This window comes from Lactococcus protaetiae, from assembly GCF_006965445.1.
In the GTDB taxonomy this organism is placed as follows: Bacteria; Bacillota; Bacilli; order Lactobacillales; family Streptococcaceae; genus Lactococcus; species Lactococcus protaetiae.
The window spans coordinates 358,410-378,947 of the sequence record NZ_CP041356.1 but is presented as its reverse complement, the minus strand read 5'-3'; the positions used below and the strand labels follow the sequence as shown (position 1 = coordinate 378,947).

Below are 20,538 nucleotides of genomic sequence, written 5' to 3'. Positions count from 1 at the left end.
TAATGCCAATGAAACGTTCTTGTCGTATCTGATGACGTTAGTGATTACAGGCGATACCGTTGAAGAAGTGGAGTGGAAACAAGATATTTTGATGGAAAAGATGAAAGCTTTTCAAGTCGAACTTTCTGCGGCAATGGGCGACCAACCTTATTTAATGGATAAAATGACTTATGCCAATGATTTACTTTCAACGGATAAAAACTGGATTCAGCCCATGTCAGTAGAAAGTTTTTGTGAAAATCTCTTTTTTGTGACGGAAAAAGTCGGTTTTGATTATGGCTTTTATGCAGCGAGAGTAGATGGAACCAATACAAATTATGGGGAGATTTTGAGAAAGCACTTGCGAACTCTAATAATCTTGTCTTTTTCAATCCTTTTGTGGTTAATAAAGAAGTGGAGGGAAAAATCACAGATAACCCTGCGACTGATATTATTGGAGAAACAGGTAAAGGAAAAAGCTTCTTAGCGAAGTTGCTTTTCTTGTTCATGACCTTAATGAAGTCAAGAAATCTCTATATTGACCCAAAAGCAGAAATGCGTGAGCAGTATTTAAAAGTCATGAATGACTATAAAAATGAACCAGTTCCTGATGAAAATGCAAGTGAAAAAGAAAAATGGTCTTACGGATTTAAACAAGCCATTGTGCATTATATCGAAAAAATAGATTTTATAACTTTTGATGCAAAAGTTGAAACGAACCACGGAGTGCTTGACCCTCTTGTATTTTTGAAAGGCGATGAAGTGGTTGACCTTGCGAAAACATTGGTTAAACAAGTGCTTCCTAAAGATTATCGTAATATTGATTTTGACACGGTATTTCCTGATGTGGTAGAGCAGTTTATCAAAAAGCGTGAAAAAGGGGAACAAGTCGGCTTGCTTTCTGTCTTTGATGACTTGTCAAAACATGAAAATGAGGGGATTGCGAAAGTTGCTAAATACTTAATCAGTAACAGCCACCGCTCTATCTTGTCTTTGATTTTTTCACATGGAGAGAATACGGCAATTTCAATGGAGAGCCGAATTACCATCTTAGAAGTTCAAGGACTTTCTTTGCCGACAGAACAAGATTCTCCTGAACAATACACGGATGCTCAAATTAATTCTTTAGCGATTATGTATGCGTTAGGCTATTTTTGTACGTGGTTTGGTCGTCGAGATAAATCTGAAAATACGTCTACCCTTTTTGATGAAGCTTGGTTTTTGGAAACTACACCAGCAGGCGCACATATTTTGAAAGAAAAACGTAGAACAGGGCGGTCATTTAATGACTTTACACTGCAAGTGAGCCAATCTATTCGAGATAAAAGCGAAGCAGGGGAGTGAAAGACAATACAAGTTTTGGACAAACCTTTGCTTTTCTTGAACCTAATGAAGTAGATGAAGTTTTAAATTATTTAGAAATTCCGATTACAGAAGAATCTCGAAGGATGATGAAAACCATGACGAGAGGGCAATGTTTATATAAAGATGCGTTCGGACGAATTTCACGTATCACAGTTGACGGAGTATTTCCAGAGCTTGCCGCATTGTTTAAAACGCAAAAAGGGAGTAATGCATCAGCTAGAAAGGTGGCATAATGAAATTAAAACACGTCATTTTTTTAATGGCGCTTTTCTTTTGTCTTTTTCCAATGGTAAGCGTGAGTGCGGAGGATTCAACTTCCATGCCAGGGATTTCTATTCCAGACCAAGGAACGTTAGATGATTTGAATAACGCTGCGCAGGAGGCACAAGACAGTATAGATAATTTGACAGGGGCAGTTGATGATAAAGTGTCAGCGGCAACAGGCGACTATTCAACAGATTATATTGTTGGAGATGCAGGAACTCCTTTGTATGCTTATACTTCTTATATTGATACAGGCAATCCATTAAAAAGTGGCATTAATACGGCAGCACAAGGATATTTTATGTTGCCAAACAAGAATATAGTTTTACGAAATGGATTGATGGGCTACTTTCCCAATTAGATGTTGTCGGTACGTATGCCAAACAAATTTTAGCAACAGGAAAAACCCTTTATGATTCATTATTAAATCCAAAAAATCCAGTCTTTTGGTTGATTGCGCTTGCGGTACTTTATAGCTTGCTCAAAGCTTTTATTAAAGGAACAGTCGCCAAAACGTTAATTGTGATTTTTGGGGTCTTGTTAATGAATAGTGCGTATTTTAATTTGACTGGGAAAGTGATTGATACGGTCAATACTAAAGGAGCAGAATTTAGTACCTCGGTTATTGAGAAAATACAAATTTCTGGTGTATCAAATCAAAGTCCTGATTTATTGCAAACCATGGTTATTACACCTTTTGAACGAATGAACTTTGATAGTGAGGAGCAGTACGGAACAAAAAGCGAAAATGTCAATCAACTCTTAAATACAGAGAACGATTCAGGAAAAGTCTCAGACCTTCAAAAGTCATTAAAGAATGAACACTTGACCTTTAATCAAATTGGCGATAAATTTTCGGTTGCCCTTGGTTCAGTGATTAATAATTTTGTTTTAGCTTGTGGGGTCATTGCTTTTAAATTGGGGGCTGTCATTGCAGGTTTAGCCTTTCTGCTTTTACTTGCGATTGCGCCAGCGATTGTGATTTTCTCTTTTCTTTCTATCTTTTCACAGGCAACGAAAAATCTGTCCATAAAAACGGCATTGACCCTTATTTTATCGGTCGTTTTAAGCTATGGTACCACCATTTTTCTAAGCTTTAATAATTTACTGGATAAGCTTTTAGGGGAAGTTCCACCAATTACCTTTTTCTTGCCGTTTCTAAAATCGTTATTTACATTGTGCTTTTTAAATATCGGACATTCTTTTTATCTATTTTAGGAAATGCTTCAAGTGCAGTCACAAATAATAAGGTATTTAATGCCATGGATAATGCGTTTTCGAGGGCAAAACAACGCACCCTAAGACCTGTTTTAGCAGGGGCAACGGCTGGAGTAGTGGCAGGAAAAACATTTGCTGGAAAGGTCAATCGGAAAGTAGGAACAGGAGCAGTCCAGCGGATGCGTTCAGGGAGCGTTTCAGGAAATATGCCAATAGCATGAGAACAATGCTCAACCCTAATGAAACAAAGAAAAAACAAGAACAAGCCGCTAAAAGAAAAGCACGATTTGAACAGCGGTTTGAAAAACAAAGGAAAAAAGCAGAAGCATTTAAAAATAAACAGGCTTCTGAAACAAAACAACAACGAGCCAATGAAAAAGTAGCGCCTTACAATGATATGAAACAAGAAAACCCTCGAACAGATAAGGGAAAAACGTTAAAAGAGTTAAAACAACAAGCAGACCAAAAAGTTGAGCAAGAGAAGAAAATGGCTCAAATTCGTCCAGCTGCGGAACGTTTTGCTAAAAATACACAAGCGGTGTATGAAAAATCACATCAATCGTCAGAAACGAAAGAAAATAAATTGGTAAAAAGTGCGAAAATAAAAGGCGAACAGCAACAAGCTGCTTATAAAATGGCACACCGTTTTGAAAGTCAAATGCCCCGTTTTCTTTCGACACAGCAATCTTCAAAAACAAATAACCCCTTTATCGTACCTAAATAGGAAAATTGAGGAAAGATGATGAAGCGAAAATTAAAAAGAAAACTTCTTTTAGTCCTCTTGCCCTATCTGATTCCTGTTTTAGTGATTTTCTTATTTGTCCTCATGTTGTTTGGGGTAGTGATTTCAGATGATTCAAGCTCAAATGTGGCAGCTAATGTGAATGACCCTCAAACGCAAACGGCTCAAATCATTTGGGATAGGGTATTGAAAGAAGGGGAACGAAAGAGGGCGCAGCAGCACTTTTAGGAAATAATCAAGTGGAAAGTCAGCTTCAGCCCTCTGTTATTCAATCTCATGCAAGCTTTGACGAAACAAAGGCAATGAACTCTAGTATTGGCGGTTATGCTTTTGGTTTGGCTCAGTGGGATAGCGGACGACGAGTAAACTTGCTTAACTATGCAAAAAGTCAAAAAAAAGCGTGGACGGATGCCCAATTACAAGTTGATTTTATGTTTGAGCATGACGGTTCAGATTCTAAATTGCTGAAACAATTGATTAAGGGCAAAGCAATTAATGATACGACGGAAAAAATCATGCGCCAATGGGAGCGTGCGGGAGCAACTGATAGTTTGGCTCAACGACAGGCGGATGCAAAGTATTGGTATGATGCGATGACTTCTGGCGGTAGTTCAGGTGTTTTGCCTAGCTTACCTAACGGCTGGAAACTGGATAAACCGATTAATGTTAATAATTATCGTGCGATAAGTTATGAGTATCGTCAATGCACATGGTTTGTTTGGAACAGAGCTAAAGAATTTGGAATTACTTATGATTTAACTATGGGGAACGGTCAAGACTGGCAGAATAAAGCAGGTTATACGGTCACAATGACCCCAACGTTGCATAGTGCGGTCAGTTTTAAGGGCGGACAGAGTGTCGGTGGTGCTTGGACAGCAGATAGTCAATACGGTCATGTGGCTTTTGTGGAAGCTATCCACTCAGACGGTTCAGTCTTGATTTCACAATCAGGAACTGGTTTTAGCACTGTTTATACGTTCCAAGTGCTAACGAAGGCACAAGCCAGTCAATACCATTATGTGATAGGAAAATAAAAAAGGAGAAAGAAAAAAATGTGCAAGATTTTTTATAAAATAGATGGAATTGAGGGTTATTTAGTTAGAGTTAGCTTTAAATATATTGAAAAACAGAAGGGGTATAAACTCTTAGAATTAACTGGTATAGCTAAAGGCGAAGAAGAATTTTATGATTTTGTAAAAGAATTTGATAATAAAAAGGTCGTTGAAAATGTAAAGCAAGTCGCCTTTAATTTGGCTAGTTGTATGACTGGGGGAGGTGATGTAAATATTTATCTCATTGTTGATTTCTTTAATCAGATTCATTTTAAAAAAGTTGAAAAAGTCAACTCAAAAAAAGTAGCCCCTTCAAGCAGATTTAAGATTGTTGACCCAACTCAAATAAATTATGCAGAATTGATGCTTGATGTGGTAAATCAAACTGATAAAGAAAACTGGGACTATTTTAGTGAGGACAATTCACAAATTGCAAATGAGTTTTTAGACTATGGTAAATTTTCTAGGGTTATTACAAAAAGTGAAAATGGAAAAGAAATTGCGGTCGCCTATGTTCAGTTAAGATTATTAAAAGAGCAAGCACCTCAACTACTTTATAAAGACTTCTACCATTTGGCAGAACTTGATGGAGTTAGTCTTTGGGAAAAAGTAAAAAATTCAAGTCGTGACTTACCAATATATATTGATGTGATTGCCATAAAAAAGCAATATCAAAATCAATTAGACTTACTAAAATTAGTACCAAAAGCATTGAGTGAAATTGTAGAGGATATTGATTTAACTATTCCAGATATTGCCTTTGGTAAGGTATTTGCGGTTGGTGTAACTAAGCAAGGTCGTAAAATGTGTAACTTATTGAAGATGGATAAGTGCTCCGAGGTTGAAAGGGTAGAGAGTGGAATTACTCACATTCGAACACTTTATTGCTCAGAAAGAAGTACATTTAAAAATAATTTAAAATCAATAACAAAAAAATAGTCGATTAATGTTCGGCATTAACCTAGTTTTTACGTTGAAAATTCCAGGATTTTTAAAGTTAATTCCGAACAATAGAAAACAGAAAGAGATAATATGTTAGAGCTATCAGATTTTAAAGCGCAAGAAAAAGCTTCTGAGCGAAGAATGCAAGAAAAATATTTACGCTTTGACCGTCGTTTACGAGAAATTGAACAGGAATTAATGTTACGCCCCTTTGCGAAAGTCTCAGAGGTAATGGTTTGGGCTGAAAATCTAAAAAAATATATTGGAAAAATTCATCTCATGCAACAAGAAAGTATTCAATTTTCTAAAGAGGATTGGGGAAAACTCGTACAAAGTATGATGGGATATATCAGAGAGGATAATGATTCAATTTCTATTTTTTCTGAATATGTCCTTTTTCTTGTCTATCTTGAAAAGCGATACAAGCAAAGATTATATATCTTTGGGAACTATTTAGATAATAGTGTGCGCTATATTAAAGGATATGCGGAAGATATGGAAAGTCAAGGCTTTTCATTAACTGGGATTCTTGCGGAAGTTCAATCATTGAATGAAATGAACTGGCTGAGTATTTTAGATTATTAAATGTTGAAAAATGCACCTATTTGTGATAAAATGTTAGTAAATAAGATGTGAGAGGTGTAGCTATGAATGTGATTCAAGTTTCTGCAAGGGTAGATAAAACATTGAGAGATGAAGCTCAAAAAGTCTTTGACAAGCAAGGGCTAGATGTTGCGACTGTGATTAAGATGTTAATTACAAAAACAGCTTATGAACAACAGATTCCACTCACTCTTTTTACTCAATCATCAACAGGTTATCCTTCGGGGTGGTTTTCTCCCGAACGAGTAGAAGCAAGGGAAAAGATTTCCAAATTGACGAAGAAATCGGAAGCAAAAACACTTGATTTTTCAAAATCAGAAGATGTCAACGAGTTTTTCAATGAGGAATTTCCAGAGTATGAGGAGTTAATGTAGTGGAACTGAGCGAGCATACTGTGGTTATCGCCAAAGTTGTTTATGCGGACGGGACGGGTTCAAAAGTCCGTCCTGCTTTTGTTATAGCATTAGATGATAAAGTTATAAAAACTTATCGAATTACAAGTCAGTATGAAAACAAATCAGAGTATATCAAGAGTAAATACTTTGAGATTATTGATTATATTGAAGCAGGCTTACGTAAACGTTCTTGGATTGATACGGTTCAAGCCTATAACATTGATAGCGATAAAACTAAAATAAGAGTGCTGGGGTATTTATCCGCACGAGATGAAGTAAGACTTCAAGAATTTTTAGAGCAAATAGAATAAAGTCTGACATCTAGTCAGGCTTTTTATTTTTTAGAAAAGGAAAAGTGAAAAATGGAAACACCAAAAATTTATGTTGTAAATTTGCAAAGTTATAACAACGGAAGAACTAGAGGGCGTTGGTATGAGTTACCAGTGAATTTTAGACAAATTCAACGTGATTTATTGCTTGATGAAGAACATGGCGAAGAATACGCGATTCATGATTTTGAGAACTTTTACGGTTATAGAGTAGGTGAATATTCATCAATCAAAGAACTCAATGAATATGCCGAAAAATTAGAAGAAATTTCTGATATAGACCATTTAAAAGATTTTCTTGAAATTTATAGTATTGATGATGTTATCAATAATAGAGAAGATTTAGACTTTGTGGATGCTAGAGATGATGCTGATTTGGCGCAAGAATTAATTGAGCGAACGGGCGGTTTAGAAACATTAAGTGTAGAAACGCTACAAAGATATTTTAACTTTCGTGCTTATGGTCGAGATTTAGCACTTACTGATTATTCACAAACAAGTCATGGATATATTAGAAATATTTAGAAATTTAGTAGCAAGAGCAAGAAAAAATCTTGTTCTTTTTAAGTTAATGAGTGGGGAAAGTTGTGAGGGAAAATTAAATGAGAATTAAAGATGATTATGAACGTAAGCAAGTTAAAGGTGGTTTTGATTGGCTTGATAAGCAGTTGTTTGAAGCAAAAAGTGCGAGTTCTGGTGCAGTGTTTAGGATGAACTTTGGGGATAATGGAAGTAAGGAAGTCCAAGAAGTTCACCAGATTTTTAAGAAAGTTGACAAACTTTTGCAACAAGCTTATTCAGAATTAAAAAAGGTAGAAGAATATTTTTAAAAAAGTAGGAGAAGGGCAAGAAAACAATCTTGCTCTTTTTTAGTGAATGATGGAGGAAGCGATGCGATTAAGAAAAAAAGAAATAGCTAAAAAAATGGGTTGGTCTATTTCAACGGTTGAAAATCATCTTAGAGCTATGAAGTGTGATGTTAATTTTTCAAAATATATTCATAAATATGGTTATAGAACATTGTTGATAGATTTAGAGGGTTATTTATTGTATATAGATTTTTTGGAAAAAGAAGTAAAAAAAGCAATGTGAGATGTTATAATATAATTGCATACTTTCTTGCTTGGTTTTGAAAAGTAGGAGAAAGGAATGTTTTTAAAAAAGTTGTCTAATGGAAAATATCGTTATTTTGAAAAGTTTTTTGATGAAAAGCAAAATAAATGGCGTCAAGTAACGATTACAAAAAAATCTAAGAGTAGAGTAACGCAAGGAGAAGCTAAAACTGAGTTATCACTCAAAATTTCAAATATAATGAAATTATATGAGGAAGTAGAGCAAAGTGAGGATTCAAATGAATGTCTATTAACTCAAAAGATTTTTAAAGAGTGGCGAGTGATCAGAAATGTTGAACTAAAAGCTTCGTCTGCGGTTTCGGAGGAAAAGAGTTTTTCAAAGTTTTTAGAACAATTTGGTTCTCGAAAGATTCAAGAAATTAAAAGTCAAGAAATTCAAACGTTTATTTTAGGATTGCACCTTTCTGCTTCTACTAGAACATTGAGAAAAACATATTATAATTTATTTTTCAGCTATGCAAAAAAAGTGGGCTATATTGCTGATAATCCTATGGAGAGAGTAGTATTACCTAAAGCTAGGACTACTTTTGAGGAGGTTAGAAAAAAGAAAAATAAATTTTTGAATAAGGAAGAAATGAGGAGGATTCTTGATTATTCTTATCAAAATGTATCACAAGTGCGAAAAACGATGGTTTATGAATTTTTGTTTTTAACAGGTTTGAGAATTGGAGAATTACAAGCTTTAAGATGGCAAGATATTGATTTTGAAAAAAGGCAATTATTTGTTAGACATACATTAAATGTTTATGGGTATTCAGAACAAGAGCGACAGCTACTAAGTCCTAAAACATCTCATTCTTATAGGAGTATTTATATAAATACACGATGTATTGAAATAGTAGATTATTTTCGTGAAAATATGAAAGATAGTGATTTTATTTTTGTGACAGAAAAGGGCAGAATGTTTCATAGAGGGAATTTATCCAAATATTTTGGTCGTATCTGTCAAATATTAGATAAAGATTCAGACGTTTCTCGAACATATAATTTACATATGCTAAGACATTCTCATATTTCTTTATTGATAGAGCTAGGCGTGCCAATTAAAAGTATAATGGAACGTGTGGGCATTCTAACGAAAAAATGATATTACAGATTTATAGCCACATGACAATAAAAATGCAGGAAGATTTATCGGATAAATTAGAAAATCTTGATTTATAAACTAACCAAATGCTAACCAAAAATGTTAATGAAATAAAATATAATATGAGGGAATGGCGAATAGATGGTATTGCTAAACGTTGATATTAAAGGGCTTGTAATAGAATGTGGTATAATTAAATACAATGGGAAGGTATAATTATACTATGAAGCGTAACGAACGATTAAATTTAATTAAAGAAATTATTAGTAAAAATCAAGTGGCGACGCAGGAAAATTTGCAAGAGATACTTGAAGCTGAGGGAGTTAGTATTACTCAAGCAACATTGTCACGTGATATTCGAGAGATGAATATTATTAAAAAGCGTAGAGATGGTAAGAGCTTTTATTCATTTCTGGATGGGGAAGATGGGCGAATTCAGTCGGAGTTGCAGCTTTATTTTTCTCGCTTTGTGATCAAGGTAGCATCAAGTAGTGTGATGGTTGTGGTTCATACGCGACTTGGAGAAGCAGATTTGCTTGCGAATGCGTTAGATGCTGAAGAACGTGAGGAGATTTTGGGAACTTTGGCAGGAGCTGATACTTTACTTGTAACGTGTGTATCGGAAGCTGCAGCGCGTGCGCTTGTGGTGGAGATTGAAAATGTATTATGATGAACTTGTTGGGCAACTGCAAGAGAAGATTGAACATCTTGGATATGTAGAAGATTTCAAGAGAGCTGAGCAACGTTTGCAGGAACAAACATCGCTTTTTGAAGCTCAAGAAGAGATGAAGAAGCTTCAAAAAGATGCGATGTTATACCGAGAAATTGGAAAAATGCAAGCTTATAAAGAGACATCACAAGCTGCGCAAAAAATTGAAAAATCACTGAAAATGAGTCCGTTAGTTGAGGAATATTTTATAAAATTGCAAGATGTTAATGACTTGGTGCAATATGTAACGGGTGAAATTGAGCGAAAAGTGAATATATTGTTAGAAAATGATGAAAAGTAATTTTTATCATACTAGTTCACTTTTAATTTTACGCAGTCAAATTATTAGATGGCTACGCTGTCGATTTCGCTAAGCCACTAGGTGAAACAACTAGCATATCCGTAAACGCTGAAGCGCAAACGGCTATTCTATAAAGTGGCAAGTTCAAATCGTAATCTACCAAAGCAGCAATGCCAAGTGGCAACTGCAAAGATACTGCCTTTTGCTCTTGCTGCTTTAGCAGTTAGCTTCGCATGGATCATTGACTATAGGGCACTGAAGTGCCAACGCCAAATGACAATCAAACGGACAGCGTAGCAATCGAAGTTGCATAGAGCGTTCGCAGAACGGCGTGCGAAGCACATAGTACCGTAGCGAGCATTGACAGAATAGCTATAAATTAAGAAATAAGTGAGAAGAGATAAAATATGTCTGAAAAGATTTCACCGGGAATGCAGCAGTACTTGGATATAAAAAAAGATTATCCTGATGCTTTTTTACTGTTTCGAATGGGCGATTTTTACGAGCTTTTTTATGAAGATGCAGTTAATGCAGCACAAATTTTGGAGTTGACATTAACCTCGCGTAATAAAAATTCAGAAAATCCTATTGCGATGGCAGGTGTGCCTCATCATGCAGTCGGCGAATATATCGATAAGTTGATTAATCTGGGTTATAAGGTAGCAGTCGCAGACCAAATGGAAGACCCTAAAAAAGCTGTAGGGATTGTAAAACGGGCCGTGACGCAGGTTATTACACCAGGTACAGCGACAGATGTAGGTTCTAGTGTTGATAATAATTTTTTGGTGGCGATTGATAAGCAAGGAGAGAAAGCAGAGAATCAGTTTGGCCTGGCCTATATGGATTTATCTACGGGTGAATTTAAAGTAACGGAACTGACAGATTTTTCGACTGTTGTGGGTGAGATTGCTTCGCTTAAAGCGCGTGAAGTTGTCGTTGGTTTTGAACTGACAGACCAACAATCAAAAATTTTATCAAAACAGATGAATCTGTTAATTTCTGAACAACAGAATTTTCCTGAACACTTACAGATAAAACTGTCAGCACTGACAGAACTTGAAAATCAAGTATCATCGAAACTTCTTGCTTATGTAAAACGCACACAAATGCGTGATTTGAGTCACTTGCAAGAGGTGGAACATTATGAAATAAAAGATTATTTGCAAATGGACTTTGCGACAAAAGCTTCGCTTGAATTGACTGTGAATAAACGCGAAGGTAAGAAACATGGGACTTTATATTGGTTACTTGATGCGACTAAAACAGCGATGGGAACGCGGATGTTGCGTTCTTGGATTGAAAGACCATTAATTTCTGAACAGGCGATTTTTAATCGTATGGAGATTGTGCAGATTTTATTGGATAATTTCTTTGAACGTTCAGATTTGATTGAAGCGTTAAAAGGGGTGTATGATTTAGAACGATTGGCTTCTCGAGTTTCTTTTGGTAAGGCTGTTCCAGTAGACTTTTTGCAGTTGGCGAATTCATTGTCAAATGTGCCAGCGATAAGAAATATCTTAGAAAGTCTTAATGACAAAAATCTGTCAGTACTGACAGAAAAATTAGACGATATTCCAGAGTTGTCAGCACTGATAAATAGCGCCATCAGTGATTCGGCAGCGCGTACAATCACTGATGGTGGGATTATAAGAACAGGCTATGATGAGCAGCTTGACCGATATAGAGAAGCACTCCAAAATGGAGCGTCTTGGATTGCAAAATTAGAAGCAAATGAAAAAGCAAGAACAGGTATCTCGACACTGAGAATTGATTATAACCGTAAAGATGGATACTATTTTCACATTACGCAAAGCCAGCTTGCAAGTGTTCCCGAACACTTTTATCGGAAAGCAACTTTAAAAAATTCCGAACGTTTTGGTTCTAAAGAACTTGCTGAAATTGAAGAAATTATGCTTGAAGCACGAGAAAAATCAAGCTTATTAGAGTATGATTTATTTATGGCAGTTCGAGCAGAAACCGAACAATACATTTCTCGTCTACAGTCGCTTGCCAAGGGAGTTGCCGAGATAGATTGTTTACAAAGTTTGTCAACAGTTTCCGAAAAGTATGGTTATATACGTCCGACACTTACTGAGAATTCTAGAGTGGTCAATATAAAAGAAGGACGTCACGCGGTCGTAGAAGCAGTCATGGGCGCTCAAGAGTACGTTCCAAATGATATTGACTTACCAGAGCAAACGAATATTCAATTGATTACTGGTCCAAATATGTCTGGTAAATCAACCTATATGCGGCAGTTTGCTTTGACGGTCATTATGGCACAGATTGGTTCATTCGTTCCAGCTAAGTGTGCTGAATTACCAATATTTGATGCGATTTTTACCCGAATTGGTGCCAGTGATAATTTGATTTCTGGAGAATCCACCTTTATGGTCGAAATGTCGGAGGCAAATCGTGCAATTCAGCACGCGACAAAGCGAAGTTTGATTATTTTTGATGAACTTGGACGTGGAACGGCAACTTATGATGGGATGGCGCTTGCGCAGGCAATTATTGAATATGTGCATGATAATATCGGTGCCAAAACGTTGTTTGCAACACATTATCATGAGTTAACAGACTTGGAAGTAGAGCTTTCTGCTCTTTCTAATGTCCACGTTGCAACTTTAGAAAAAAATGGCGATGTCACATTCTTACATAAGATTACATCGGGGCCAGCAGATAAGTCTTATGGATTCATGTTGCAAAAATCGCTGGTCTGCCTGACAAATTATTGGAACGTGCAGATTTGATTTTACAAAAGTTAGAAAATAAACCAGTTCTAGCAAAAAAATCAGAAGTACATGAAGAACAGCTCAGTTTATTTGATTTCGATGAAAATTTCTCCGAAATTATTGAGCAGCTAAAAACAAAAAATGTAGATAATATGACTGCGCGTGAAGCATTAAACTTCTTGTGGGAGCTGAAAGACTTACTATAGCCTGTAGGTGTGGATTTGAAGTGATTACTTCATCAGTGGGAGATTCTTTCTCTCCCACTGATGTTAGGGTACAACCTCACATCAAAGATATGAGGTCACCCTGTCCCTGAAGTCTAAGCGCTAAAGCGCCAAGACCCTAGGGCAGTAGAACGAAAGCAGAGCTTAGTGCTGCTTATCCCACCACCTTTAAGAGGTGGCGGAATTGCGATTGCGACTAGCCACTTTAGTGGCGTAGCGAGCATCGACAGCGTAGCCGTAAGGCGGAGATAGCACGCTCTTGTTTTGATAAAATGAGAACGTGATTAAAAATTAGTAGAATGCGAGAGGATGATGTGGTTATGGTAGAAGACGAAATGGAAAAAGTTGTCGAAGACAGCAGTGAAAACGTACCCGTAACTTCAGAAATATCAACTGATGAGGCTGTTTTGGAAAATGGAGAAAATCCAGTTGAAACAGTGGTTATTCAGGAGGGTAAAGGAGATATTGAGGAAGAAGTAATTGCTGAGCCAGAAATCGCTCAACCAGTCATTTCTGAACCAGTCGTTACCCAACCCCAAACTGAAAGTTATCAAGATATTCCAACGACGACATTAGAACAAAATAAGTCACAAATTAGAACAAAGTGGAATTGGGGTGCTTTTTCGTTTACGATGTGGTTTGGGATTGCTCATCGTGCTTATCTAGGCTTGCTGATTTTACTGGGTTTAATTCCTTGGGTAGGTTGGATTTTTGCAATTGTGTGGATGATTATCTTTGGGCTTAATGGTGAAAGATGGGCTTTGGAAAATCCAGATAATCACTATCGGGATGAAGAAGAGTTTAGAAAAATTATGGATGGTTGGAATAGAGCGGGCTTATTGCTTTCATTATTGGAGCTGTAATGATTGTTCTGGCTATTCTGTTACTTTCACTTCTTATTGCTACTGTTTTTAATAATTTGGATTATTTCCAACAACAATTTAATCAAAACTATCATCATTTCAGTTATTGAAGTGATTACTTCATTGGTGGGGGATTCTTTCTCCCCGCCAATGTTAGTAGAACGAAAGCAGAGCTTAGTGCTGCTTATCCCGCCACCTTGCAGAGGTGGGGGAATTAGCACGCACTTGCTAAGTTAAAGTTAATTTTTGATAGAAAAATGGAAAAGCGGGCAACCGCTTTTTGTGTTATAATTAGAATTAATTTTCAGAAAAAATAAGATGAAGTTGTGAAGTCATACGTTTTGTATTTATCGGAATATCTAGTCACTCTTAGAGTAAATCAAAGTCTGATTTCATGAGTTTAGTGAGAAAGCGAGGGGTGTCGTGGGAAAAATTATTGAACTTGATGAAAGTCTCGCCAATCAAATTGCGGCTGGAGAAGTGGTTGAAAGACCAGCAAGTGTTGTGAAGGAGCTGGTTGAAAATTCTATTGACGCAGGAAGCGATAAAATTATCATCAAAGTTGAGGAAGCTGGACTTCGTCTAATTGAAGTCACGGATAATGGCTCTGGGATAGAAAAAGAAGATGTTGCAGTGGCACTTAGACGTCATGCTACAAGTAAAATCAAAGAGGCGGGAGACTTGTTTCGGATTCGTACATTAGGATTTCGGGGAGAGGCGATTCCGTCAATTGCATCTGTCAGTGAATTTACGATTGAGACAAGTGTGAGTGCTGAAGAATCAGGGACTAAACTTGTTGCTAGAGGGGGTGAGATTACGACAATTGAACCTTTGGCAAGGCGTTCAGGAACAAAAATCTCAGTTGCCAATCTGTTTTACAATACACCAGCAAGACTTAAATACATCAAGTCTTTGCAGGCAGAATTATCGCACATTACGGATATTGTTAACCGTTTGAGTTTAGCACATCCGGAAATTTCTTTCACGTTAGTTAATGAAGGGCGAGAATTTTTAAGAACGAGTGGTTCGGGTGATTTGCGCCAAGTTATTGCTTCTGTTTATGGGATTGCAACGGCTAAAAAGATGCGACTCGTGGAAAAGTCAGATTTGGATTTTGAGTTGACGGGTTATGTTAGTTTACCTGAGCTTTCTCGTGCTAACCGAAATTATATTACACTCTTAATTAATGGGAGATTTATTAAAAATTTCTTGCTTAATCGTGCAATTTTGGATGGCTATGGTAACCGCTTGATGGTGGGACGATTTCCGATTGCTGTGTTGTCTATCCATATTGATTCAAAACTTGCGGATGTCAATGTTCATCCAACTAAACAAGAAGTACGTTTGTCAAAAGAGAAAGAATTGATGGCGTTGATTTCCAGAGGGATTGAAGAAGCATTTCTTGACGGAGTTCTCATCCCTGATGCTTTGGAGAATTTGCAAAAGCGTCCGGTGTCAAAAGTTGAAAATAATGTGCAAACAGAGCTACCATTGCAACAATCACCTTTATATTATGATAAAACACGACAAGATTTCTATGTTAGTGAAACAAATGTGTTTAATAAAAATGAAAATTTAATAAGAGAAGAATGGGTGGAGCCCCAAATTGCTACTGATAGCGCTGATATAGTAGCATCATTTGCTGACAAAAATCTGTCAGTGGATAATGTTGCTGATAGTGAGGGTTCGTCAGTGCTGACAGAAACAAAACAAGCTTTTCCCCAGCTGGAATACTTAGCCCAGCTTCATGCGACTTACCTGTTGTGTCAGGCACCAGAAGGATTATATTTGGTGGACCAACACGCTGCTCAAGAGCGTGTCAAATATGAATATTGGAAAGACAAAATAGGAGAAGTGAGTATGGAACAGCAATTGTTGTTGGCTCCTTATCTCTTTGATTTACCTAAAAATGATGCCTTGATTTTGTCAGAAAAAAAAGATTTACTCCATGAAGCTGGAATTTTCTTAGAAGAATATGGGGAAAATCAATTTATTCTGAGAGAACATCCCATTTGGTTAAAAGAAAATGAGATTGAAACTTCTATCAATGAGATGATTGATATTATCCTATCCTCTAAGGAATTTTCACTAAAAAAATATCGGCATGAACTAGCGCAAATGGTAGCTTGCAAGAGTTCAATCAAGGCGAATCATCCGCTAGATGCCGAATCGGCAAGAAATCTTCTAAGAGAATTAGCAACCTGTGAAAATCCTTACAGTTGTGCGCATGGGCGACCTACGATTGTGCATTTTTCTGATGATGATATTCAGAAGATGTTTAGAAGAATTCAAGAAACACATCGCTCAAAAGCTGCAACATGGAAAGATTTTGATTAGAAAGTTACTGACAGAAACTCTGTCAGTAGCTCAATCAATATTAGAAAAGTAGAAAAATGTTTGAATATCTTAATGGAAAATTAGTTAAAATTTCCCCAACTCATATTGTTATTGATGTGCAAGGGGTGGGGTATCTGGTCAGTGTTGCAAATCCTTATGCCTGGTCAGCAACGATGAATACTGAAATTAAAGTTTTTGTGCATCAGGTCATTCGAGAGGATGCTCATACTTTGTATGGTTTCATCAATGAAGGTGAAAAATCACTTTTTTTGCGCTTGATTAGTGTTTCTGGGATTGGACCGAAATCAGCACTTGCAATTATTGCGGCAAGTGACAACGAAGGACTGATTAACGCCATTGATAGCAATGACATCAAATATCTGACCAAATTTCCAGGAGTTGGTAAGAAAACGGCGATGCAGATGGTGCTTGACTTAGCTGGAAAATTTGACTTAACAACTTCGTCAGCACTTACAGTAAATTCTGTCAGCACTGACAGTAATAATGTGGCGCTAGAGGAAGCGATAGAAGCTCTACAAGCACTCGGTTACAGAGCCACTGAGTTGAAAAAAGTCGAAAAAGAATTGGCAAATCAGAAAGGTCTGACAAGCGAAGAATATATCAAGTCTGCCCTAAAATTAATGATGAAATAATTCTGTCAGCACTGACAGAATTTACAATGCTTCTTGACGGTGTTGCTCACATCTTGTAATAATTGAGTTCGTACGATTAGAAATGAGTGAAAAAAGATAAATCTCTCCAAGAAACTTCGTTTCTTTCCGAGTTTTCCTATTTTTCATCATTTCTTGCAAATCGTGCTCACATCTTGTAATTGAATTCGGCTACTTAGAACTCAGGAAAATAGATAAAAGTCTCCAATGAGCAAAGCTCATCTCCGTCTTTTACTATCTCCGTGCTTTCAGCACTACGCTGTCCATTGGATTGCCATTTGGCGTTGCTGCTTTAGCAGCTTACAGCCAATGCCTTTTGCTCTTGGGCTTTAGCCCCTAAGCAAACGGACAAATGTCCTAGGGTCATGCGAAGCTATGTGCTGAAGCACAAAGAGCCAAGTGGCAATTTTCAGGAGTTCTGGACAATCAGCCTCACATCTTGATATAATGAGGATAATATGAACGACATTTTAAACAAAGAATCAATGGATGACGAAGTACAATTGGAAAAATCCCTCAGACCACAATATTTTAGTCAGTATATTGGTCAGGACAAAGTCAAAAACCAGTTAGAAATATTTATCAAAGCTGCAAAATTACGTGAGGAAGTGCTTGACCACGTCTTACTTTTTGGGCCTCCAGGGCTCGGTAAAACAACAATGGCATTTGTAATTGCTAATGAACTAGGAGTTAATATTAAACAAACTGCAGGACCAGCAATCGAGAAACCAGGAGATTTAGTTGCGATTCTCAACGAGCTTGAGCCGGGCGATGTTCTTTTCATTGATGAAATTCATCGAATGCCAATGCAAGTCGAGGAAGTCCTTTACAGCGCGATGGAAGACTTTTATATTGATATCATGCTAGGTTCTGGTGATGGTTCGCGCAGCGTTCATCTAGATTTACCGCCATTTACTTTGGTTGGAGCAACAACACGTGCAGGAATGTTGTCAAATCCTTTGCGCGCACGTTTTGGTATTTCAGCACATATGGAATACTATGCCGACAAAGACTTGGAAGAAATTGTCAATCGGACGGCAGATATTTTCGAAATAGAAGTTATTGATAACGCAGCCTTGGAAATCGCGCTACGTTCGCGTGGCACACCACGTATTGCGAATCGTTTACTCAAGCGTGTGCGTGATTTTGCTCAGATTATGGGTGATGGTCGAGTGGATAAGTTAATTACAGATAAAGCACTCACAATTCTTGATGTAGATAATGCTGGATTAGACTACATTGACCAGAAAATCTTGAAGACAATGATTGAGATGTATAATGGTGGTCCTGTTGGACTTGGTACATTAGCAGTTAATATCGCTGAGGATAGAGAAACAGTTGAGGATATGTATGAGCCCTATTTGATTCAAAAAGGATTCCTTATGAGGACGAAGCAAGGACGAAAGGCAACTAAGCTAGCATACGAACATCTTGGATATGTCTATAATCATGAGGATTGAAGATGAGAGTGATTAATATCAATGGACCAATAAACTCTGGGAAATCAACAATTTCAAAACTTCTATCGGAAAGATTACCTAATAGTATTTTTATCGAGTGTGATGAACTGACAACAGACGCAGCTTTCCCGTCATTCACTGATAGAATCAATGCACGGCTCCATAAGCTTTATACGCTTTTAGAAGAATTGATTACTGAAGCGCGATTGGACACTATCATCTTTGCATATCCAATGTACCTAGAAAGCTTTGACAAAATTAGTAAAATTACTGCTGGGCATGCGGATTTTATAGTAATAACCTTATGCCCAAGTTTAGAAAGTTGTATGACTAACCGAGGAACTCGTGAACTGGATGAATGGGAACAACATCGTATTCAAGAAATGTATAATGAAGGTGTCGCTGAATTTGAAAAATCAGACTTGTTCGTTGATAATACCGAAAAAACATCGGAGCAGACGGTAGAAACAGTTTTAGAGTATTTGAAAAAGGAAAAATAATCTCTTTTTTGTAGATTATTTTTTTATCAAAGCAAGTGCGTGCTATCTCCGCCTTACGGCTACGCTGTTGATGCTCGCTACGCCACTAGGTGAAACAACTAGCATATCCGTAAGCGCTAAAGCGCAAACGGCTGGCTAGTCGCAATACTCCGACCTCTTAGCTCGGAGATAAAAGCAGCACTAAGTCTTGACTTCATTGCCAGAAATATCCAAAAAAACCTGTAAAATAAGGTATAATGGGAGTATAGCTTTTATCTATGACAAAGAGAGCATCTAATACTATTTAATGGCTAGATGTTCGTCTAAAAGTTAAAGTTGCACATATGTAAATTCCTTTTTTGATTGATGACTGCATCAAGGCTGTGAGTGCGAAAGGTAAATCGTTGCAGTTTCTATTTGGCGCTGTTGAATTAGTAGATTGCGATTTGAACTTCCGACTTTTAGTTGGTTGGTGAAATTAACAGCATAACGAAGTGGAGATACAGTTAATGGATAGCGGAGCTACCTAATGTTTTCTTAGAAAAAATTCAAAGGTAAGCGAGTATAAATTTCATAGATATAAACTTTTTAAGTAACTTCAGACAAACATTTTGAAAGTATGAGAAGATGGAAAAAATATTATTTGTATGTTTAGGTAATATCTGCCGAAGTCCGATGGCAGAATTTGTAATGAAAGACCTAGCTTTAAAAGCAGGACGTAACGATGATTTTCATATCGAAAGCCGCGCTACTTCATCTTGGGAACATGGGAACCCTATTCACCCAGGTACGAAAAATATCTTTGTAGAAAAAAATATAAAATTTGACAATCAAAAAGTTAGTCAACAGATTTCAAAGGATGATTTTGAGCACTTCGATTATATTATTGCGATGGATGACTCGAATGTAGATGATTTAAAAAAACTTGCCCCTGTGAATTCACAAAATAAAATAACAATGTTGTTAGATAATCCTGTACCAGATCCATGGTACACCGGAAATTTTGAGGAAACGTATAGACTTATCAGCAGAGGTTGCAAACAATTATTATCTTGATTAATATTGTTTAGCTTTTGTAAACTTGTATTGAAGTATCAATTTGTTAGTACAAAAAGTTCGATATTTCCGAACAAAAGAAATAGATGTTAGAAAAGCTCACATCAATCCTTGACATTATAAAATTCAAGGTCTATAATAAAAAACATGGAGGCGAGATTTTAGTGAAAGAACGTGAATTAAGACGCTCTATGGCGGTGCTTCCGATTGGAACCGTCATGAAACTCACTGATTTGAGTGCTCGGCAGATTCGTTATTACGAAGAGCAAGAGCTGATTTTTCCAGAGCGGAACGATGGTAATCGTCGAATGTATTCGCTCAATGACATTGATGCACTTTTTGATATTGCTGATTTATTGCATGAGGGAAACAATATTGCAGATATCAAAGCAATCTATGCTAAAAGGAATGCTAAGAAAGCCCAGACATTATCAATTAGCGAAGTACACCATGCACTCGAACACGAATTTGCCCAACAAGGACGATTCGGGACTCCCGACCCTACTAATTTCAGTCAACCTCGCATGTAAATTTGGTTTACGCTACTGTCAACCTCCTTTACAACGAAAATGAAAACAGAGTCTCAGCTTTTGA

Annotated in this window: 24 protein-coding genes and 2 pseudogenes; all 26 read left to right on the top strand. The window is 36.9% G+C overall.

Annotation, left to right across the window (positions count from 1 at the left end):
- The first annotated feature begins 31 nt into the window (after nt 1-31).
- A complete protein-coding gene (locus FLP15_RS12925; RefSeq protein WP_223804683.1) occupies nt 32-466 on the top strand; it encodes a hypothetical protein in 435 nt (144 codons plus the stop codon).
- Nucleotides 379-1,323 (top strand): ATP-binding protein, encoded by a 945-nt coding sequence (locus tag FLP15_RS12920; protein ID WP_280954081.1) that lies wholly within the window; start codon nt 379-381, stop codon nt 1,321-1,323. The genes FLP15_RS12925 and FLP15_RS12920 overlap by 88 nt, the downstream gene beginning before the upstream one ends.
- A complete protein-coding gene (locus tag FLP15_RS13525) occupies nt 1,320-1,577 on the top strand; it encodes an ATP-binding protein (protein ID WP_276116913.1) in 258 nt (85 codons plus the stop codon). Before FLP15_RS12920 ends, FLP15_RS13525 begins: the two co-directional genes overlap by 4 nt.
- The gene (locus FLP15_RS01840) at nt 1,577-1,969 is read left to right on the top strand and encodes a hypothetical protein (protein ID WP_142765780.1); all 393 of its coding nucleotides are present in this window, start codon (nt 1,577-1,579) and stop codon (nt 1,967-1,969) included. The genes FLP15_RS13525 and FLP15_RS01840 overlap by 1 nt, the downstream gene beginning before the upstream one ends.
- 182 nt (nt 1,970-2,151) lie before the next feature.
- The gene (locus tag FLP15_RS01835; RefSeq protein WP_142765779.1) at nt 2,152-2,826 is read left to right on the top strand and encodes a hypothetical protein; all 675 of its coding nucleotides are present in this window, start codon (nt 2,152-2,154) and stop codon (nt 2,824-2,826) included.
- A gap of 44 nt (nt 2,827-2,870) precedes the next feature.
- Complete coding sequence (locus FLP15_RS01830) at nt 2,871-3,047, top strand: hypothetical protein (RefSeq protein ID WP_190288324.1); 177 nt, start codon at nt 2,871-2,873, stop codon at nt 3,045-3,047.
- The gene (locus FLP15_RS01825) at nt 3,044-3,550 is read left to right on the top strand and encodes a hypothetical protein (RefSeq protein WP_142765777.1); all 507 of its coding nucleotides are present in this window, start codon (nt 3,044-3,046) and stop codon (nt 3,548-3,550) included. Before FLP15_RS01830 ends, FLP15_RS01825 begins: the two co-directional genes overlap by 4 nt.
- A gap of 15 nt (nt 3,551-3,565) precedes the next feature.
- Nucleotides 3,566-4,602, top strand: a pseudogene (locus FLP15_RS01820) (phage tail tip lysozyme).
- An 18-nt stretch (nt 4,603-4,620) separates the two neighbouring features.
- Nucleotides 4,621-5,559: a hypothetical protein gene (locus tag FLP15_RS01815; RefSeq protein WP_142765776.1), complete on the top strand. Its 939-nt coding sequence runs from the start codon at nt 4,621-4,623 to the stop codon at nt 5,557-5,559.
- 93 nt (nt 5,560-5,652) lie between these two features.
- Complete coding sequence (locus FLP15_RS01810) at nt 5,653-6,147, top strand: hypothetical protein (RefSeq protein WP_142765775.1); 495 nt, start codon at nt 5,653-5,655, stop codon at nt 6,145-6,147.
- Nucleotides 6,148-6,209: 62 nt separating this feature from the next.
- Nucleotides 6,210-6,539 (top strand): type II toxin-antitoxin system RelB/DinJ family antitoxin, encoded by a 330-nt coding sequence (locus tag FLP15_RS01805; RefSeq protein WP_142765774.1) that lies wholly within the window; start codon nt 6,210-6,212, stop codon nt 6,537-6,539.
- On the top strand, nt 6,539-6,871 hold the full coding sequence (locus tag FLP15_RS01800; RefSeq protein ID WP_142765773.1) for a hypothetical protein: 333 nt from the start codon (nt 6,539-6,541) through the stop codon (nt 6,869-6,871). The genes FLP15_RS01805 and FLP15_RS01800 overlap by 1 nt, the downstream gene beginning before the upstream one ends.
- Nucleotides 6,872-6,922: 51 nt before the next feature.
- Entirely contained in the window at nt 6,923-7,414 is a 492-nt protein-coding gene (locus tag FLP15_RS01795) for an antirestriction protein ArdA (RefSeq protein ID WP_142765772.1), read from the top strand.
- Nucleotides 7,415-7,491: 77 nt separating this feature from the next.
- Nucleotides 7,492-7,719 carry a hypothetical protein gene (locus tag FLP15_RS01790; protein ID WP_142765771.1) on the top strand — a complete coding sequence of 76 codons (228 nt, stop codon included), beginning with the start codon at nt 7,492-7,494 and terminating at the stop codon, nt 7,717-7,719.
- A gap of 46 nt (nt 7,720-7,765) precedes the next feature.
- Nucleotides 7,766-7,981: a hypothetical protein gene (locus FLP15_RS01785; protein ID WP_142765770.1), complete on the top strand. Its 216-nt coding sequence runs from the start codon at nt 7,766-7,768 to the stop codon at nt 7,979-7,981.
- A gap of 57 nt (nt 7,982-8,038) precedes the next feature.
- Nucleotides 8,039-9,109 carry a tyrosine-type recombinase/integrase gene (locus FLP15_RS01780; protein WP_223804681.1) on the top strand — a complete coding sequence of 357 codons (1,071 nt, stop codon included), beginning with the start codon at nt 8,039-8,041 and terminating at the stop codon, nt 9,107-9,109.
- A 223-nt stretch (nt 9,110-9,332) separates the two neighbouring features.
- Entirely contained in the window at nt 9,333-9,779 is a 447-nt protein-coding gene (gene argR, locus FLP15_RS01775; protein ID WP_120772668.1) for an arginine repressor, read from the top strand.
- The gene (locus FLP15_RS01770; protein WP_142765769.1) at nt 9,769-10,119 is read left to right on the top strand and encodes a YlbF family regulator; all 351 of its coding nucleotides are present in this window, start codon (nt 9,769-9,771) and stop codon (nt 10,117-10,119) included. Before argR ends, FLP15_RS01770 begins: the two co-directional genes overlap by 11 nt.
- A gap of 407 nt (nt 10,120-10,526) precedes the next feature.
- Nucleotides 10,527-13,060 (top strand): annotated as a pseudogene (gene mutS, locus FLP15_RS01765) (DNA mismatch repair protein MutS).
- Between the two features lie 338 nt (nt 13,061-13,398).
- Entirely contained in the window at nt 13,399-13,941 is a 543-nt protein-coding gene (locus tag FLP15_RS01760) for a hypothetical protein (protein ID WP_223804680.1), read from the top strand.
- 423 nt (nt 13,942-14,364) lie between these two features.
- Nucleotides 14,365-16,278, top strand: a complete 1,914-nt coding sequence (gene mutL, locus FLP15_RS01755) for a DNA mismatch repair endonuclease MutL (protein ID WP_142765768.1) — start codon at nt 14,365-14,367, stop codon at nt 16,276-16,278.
- A 56-nt stretch (nt 16,279-16,334) separates the two neighbouring features.
- Nucleotides 16,335-16,931 carry a Holliday junction branch migration protein RuvA gene (gene ruvA / locus FLP15_RS01750; protein ID WP_142765767.1) on the top strand — a complete coding sequence of 199 codons (597 nt, stop codon included), beginning with the start codon at nt 16,335-16,337 and terminating at the stop codon, nt 16,929-16,931.
- A 476-nt stretch (nt 16,932-17,407) separates the two neighbouring features.
- A complete protein-coding gene (gene ruvB / locus FLP15_RS01745; protein ID WP_142765766.1) occupies nt 17,408-18,409 on the top strand; it encodes a Holliday junction branch migration DNA helicase RuvB in 1,002 nt (333 codons plus the stop codon).
- A 2-nt stretch (nt 18,410-18,411) separates the two neighbouring features.
- A complete protein-coding gene (locus FLP15_RS01740; protein ID WP_142765765.1) occupies nt 18,412-18,909 on the top strand; it encodes a hypothetical protein in 498 nt (165 codons plus the stop codon).
- Nucleotides 18,910-19,515: 606 nt separating this feature from the next.
- Complete coding sequence (locus FLP15_RS01735) at nt 19,516-19,944, top strand: low molecular weight protein-tyrosine-phosphatase (RefSeq protein ID WP_142765764.1); 429 nt, start codon at nt 19,516-19,518, stop codon at nt 19,942-19,944.
- A gap of 164 nt (nt 19,945-20,108) precedes the next feature.
- Nucleotides 20,109-20,474 carry a MerR family transcriptional regulator gene (locus FLP15_RS01730; RefSeq protein ID WP_142767401.1) on the top strand — a complete coding sequence of 122 codons (366 nt, stop codon included), beginning with the start codon at nt 20,109-20,111 and terminating at the stop codon, nt 20,472-20,474.
- The last annotated feature ends 64 nt before the right edge of the window (nt 20,475-20,538 follow it).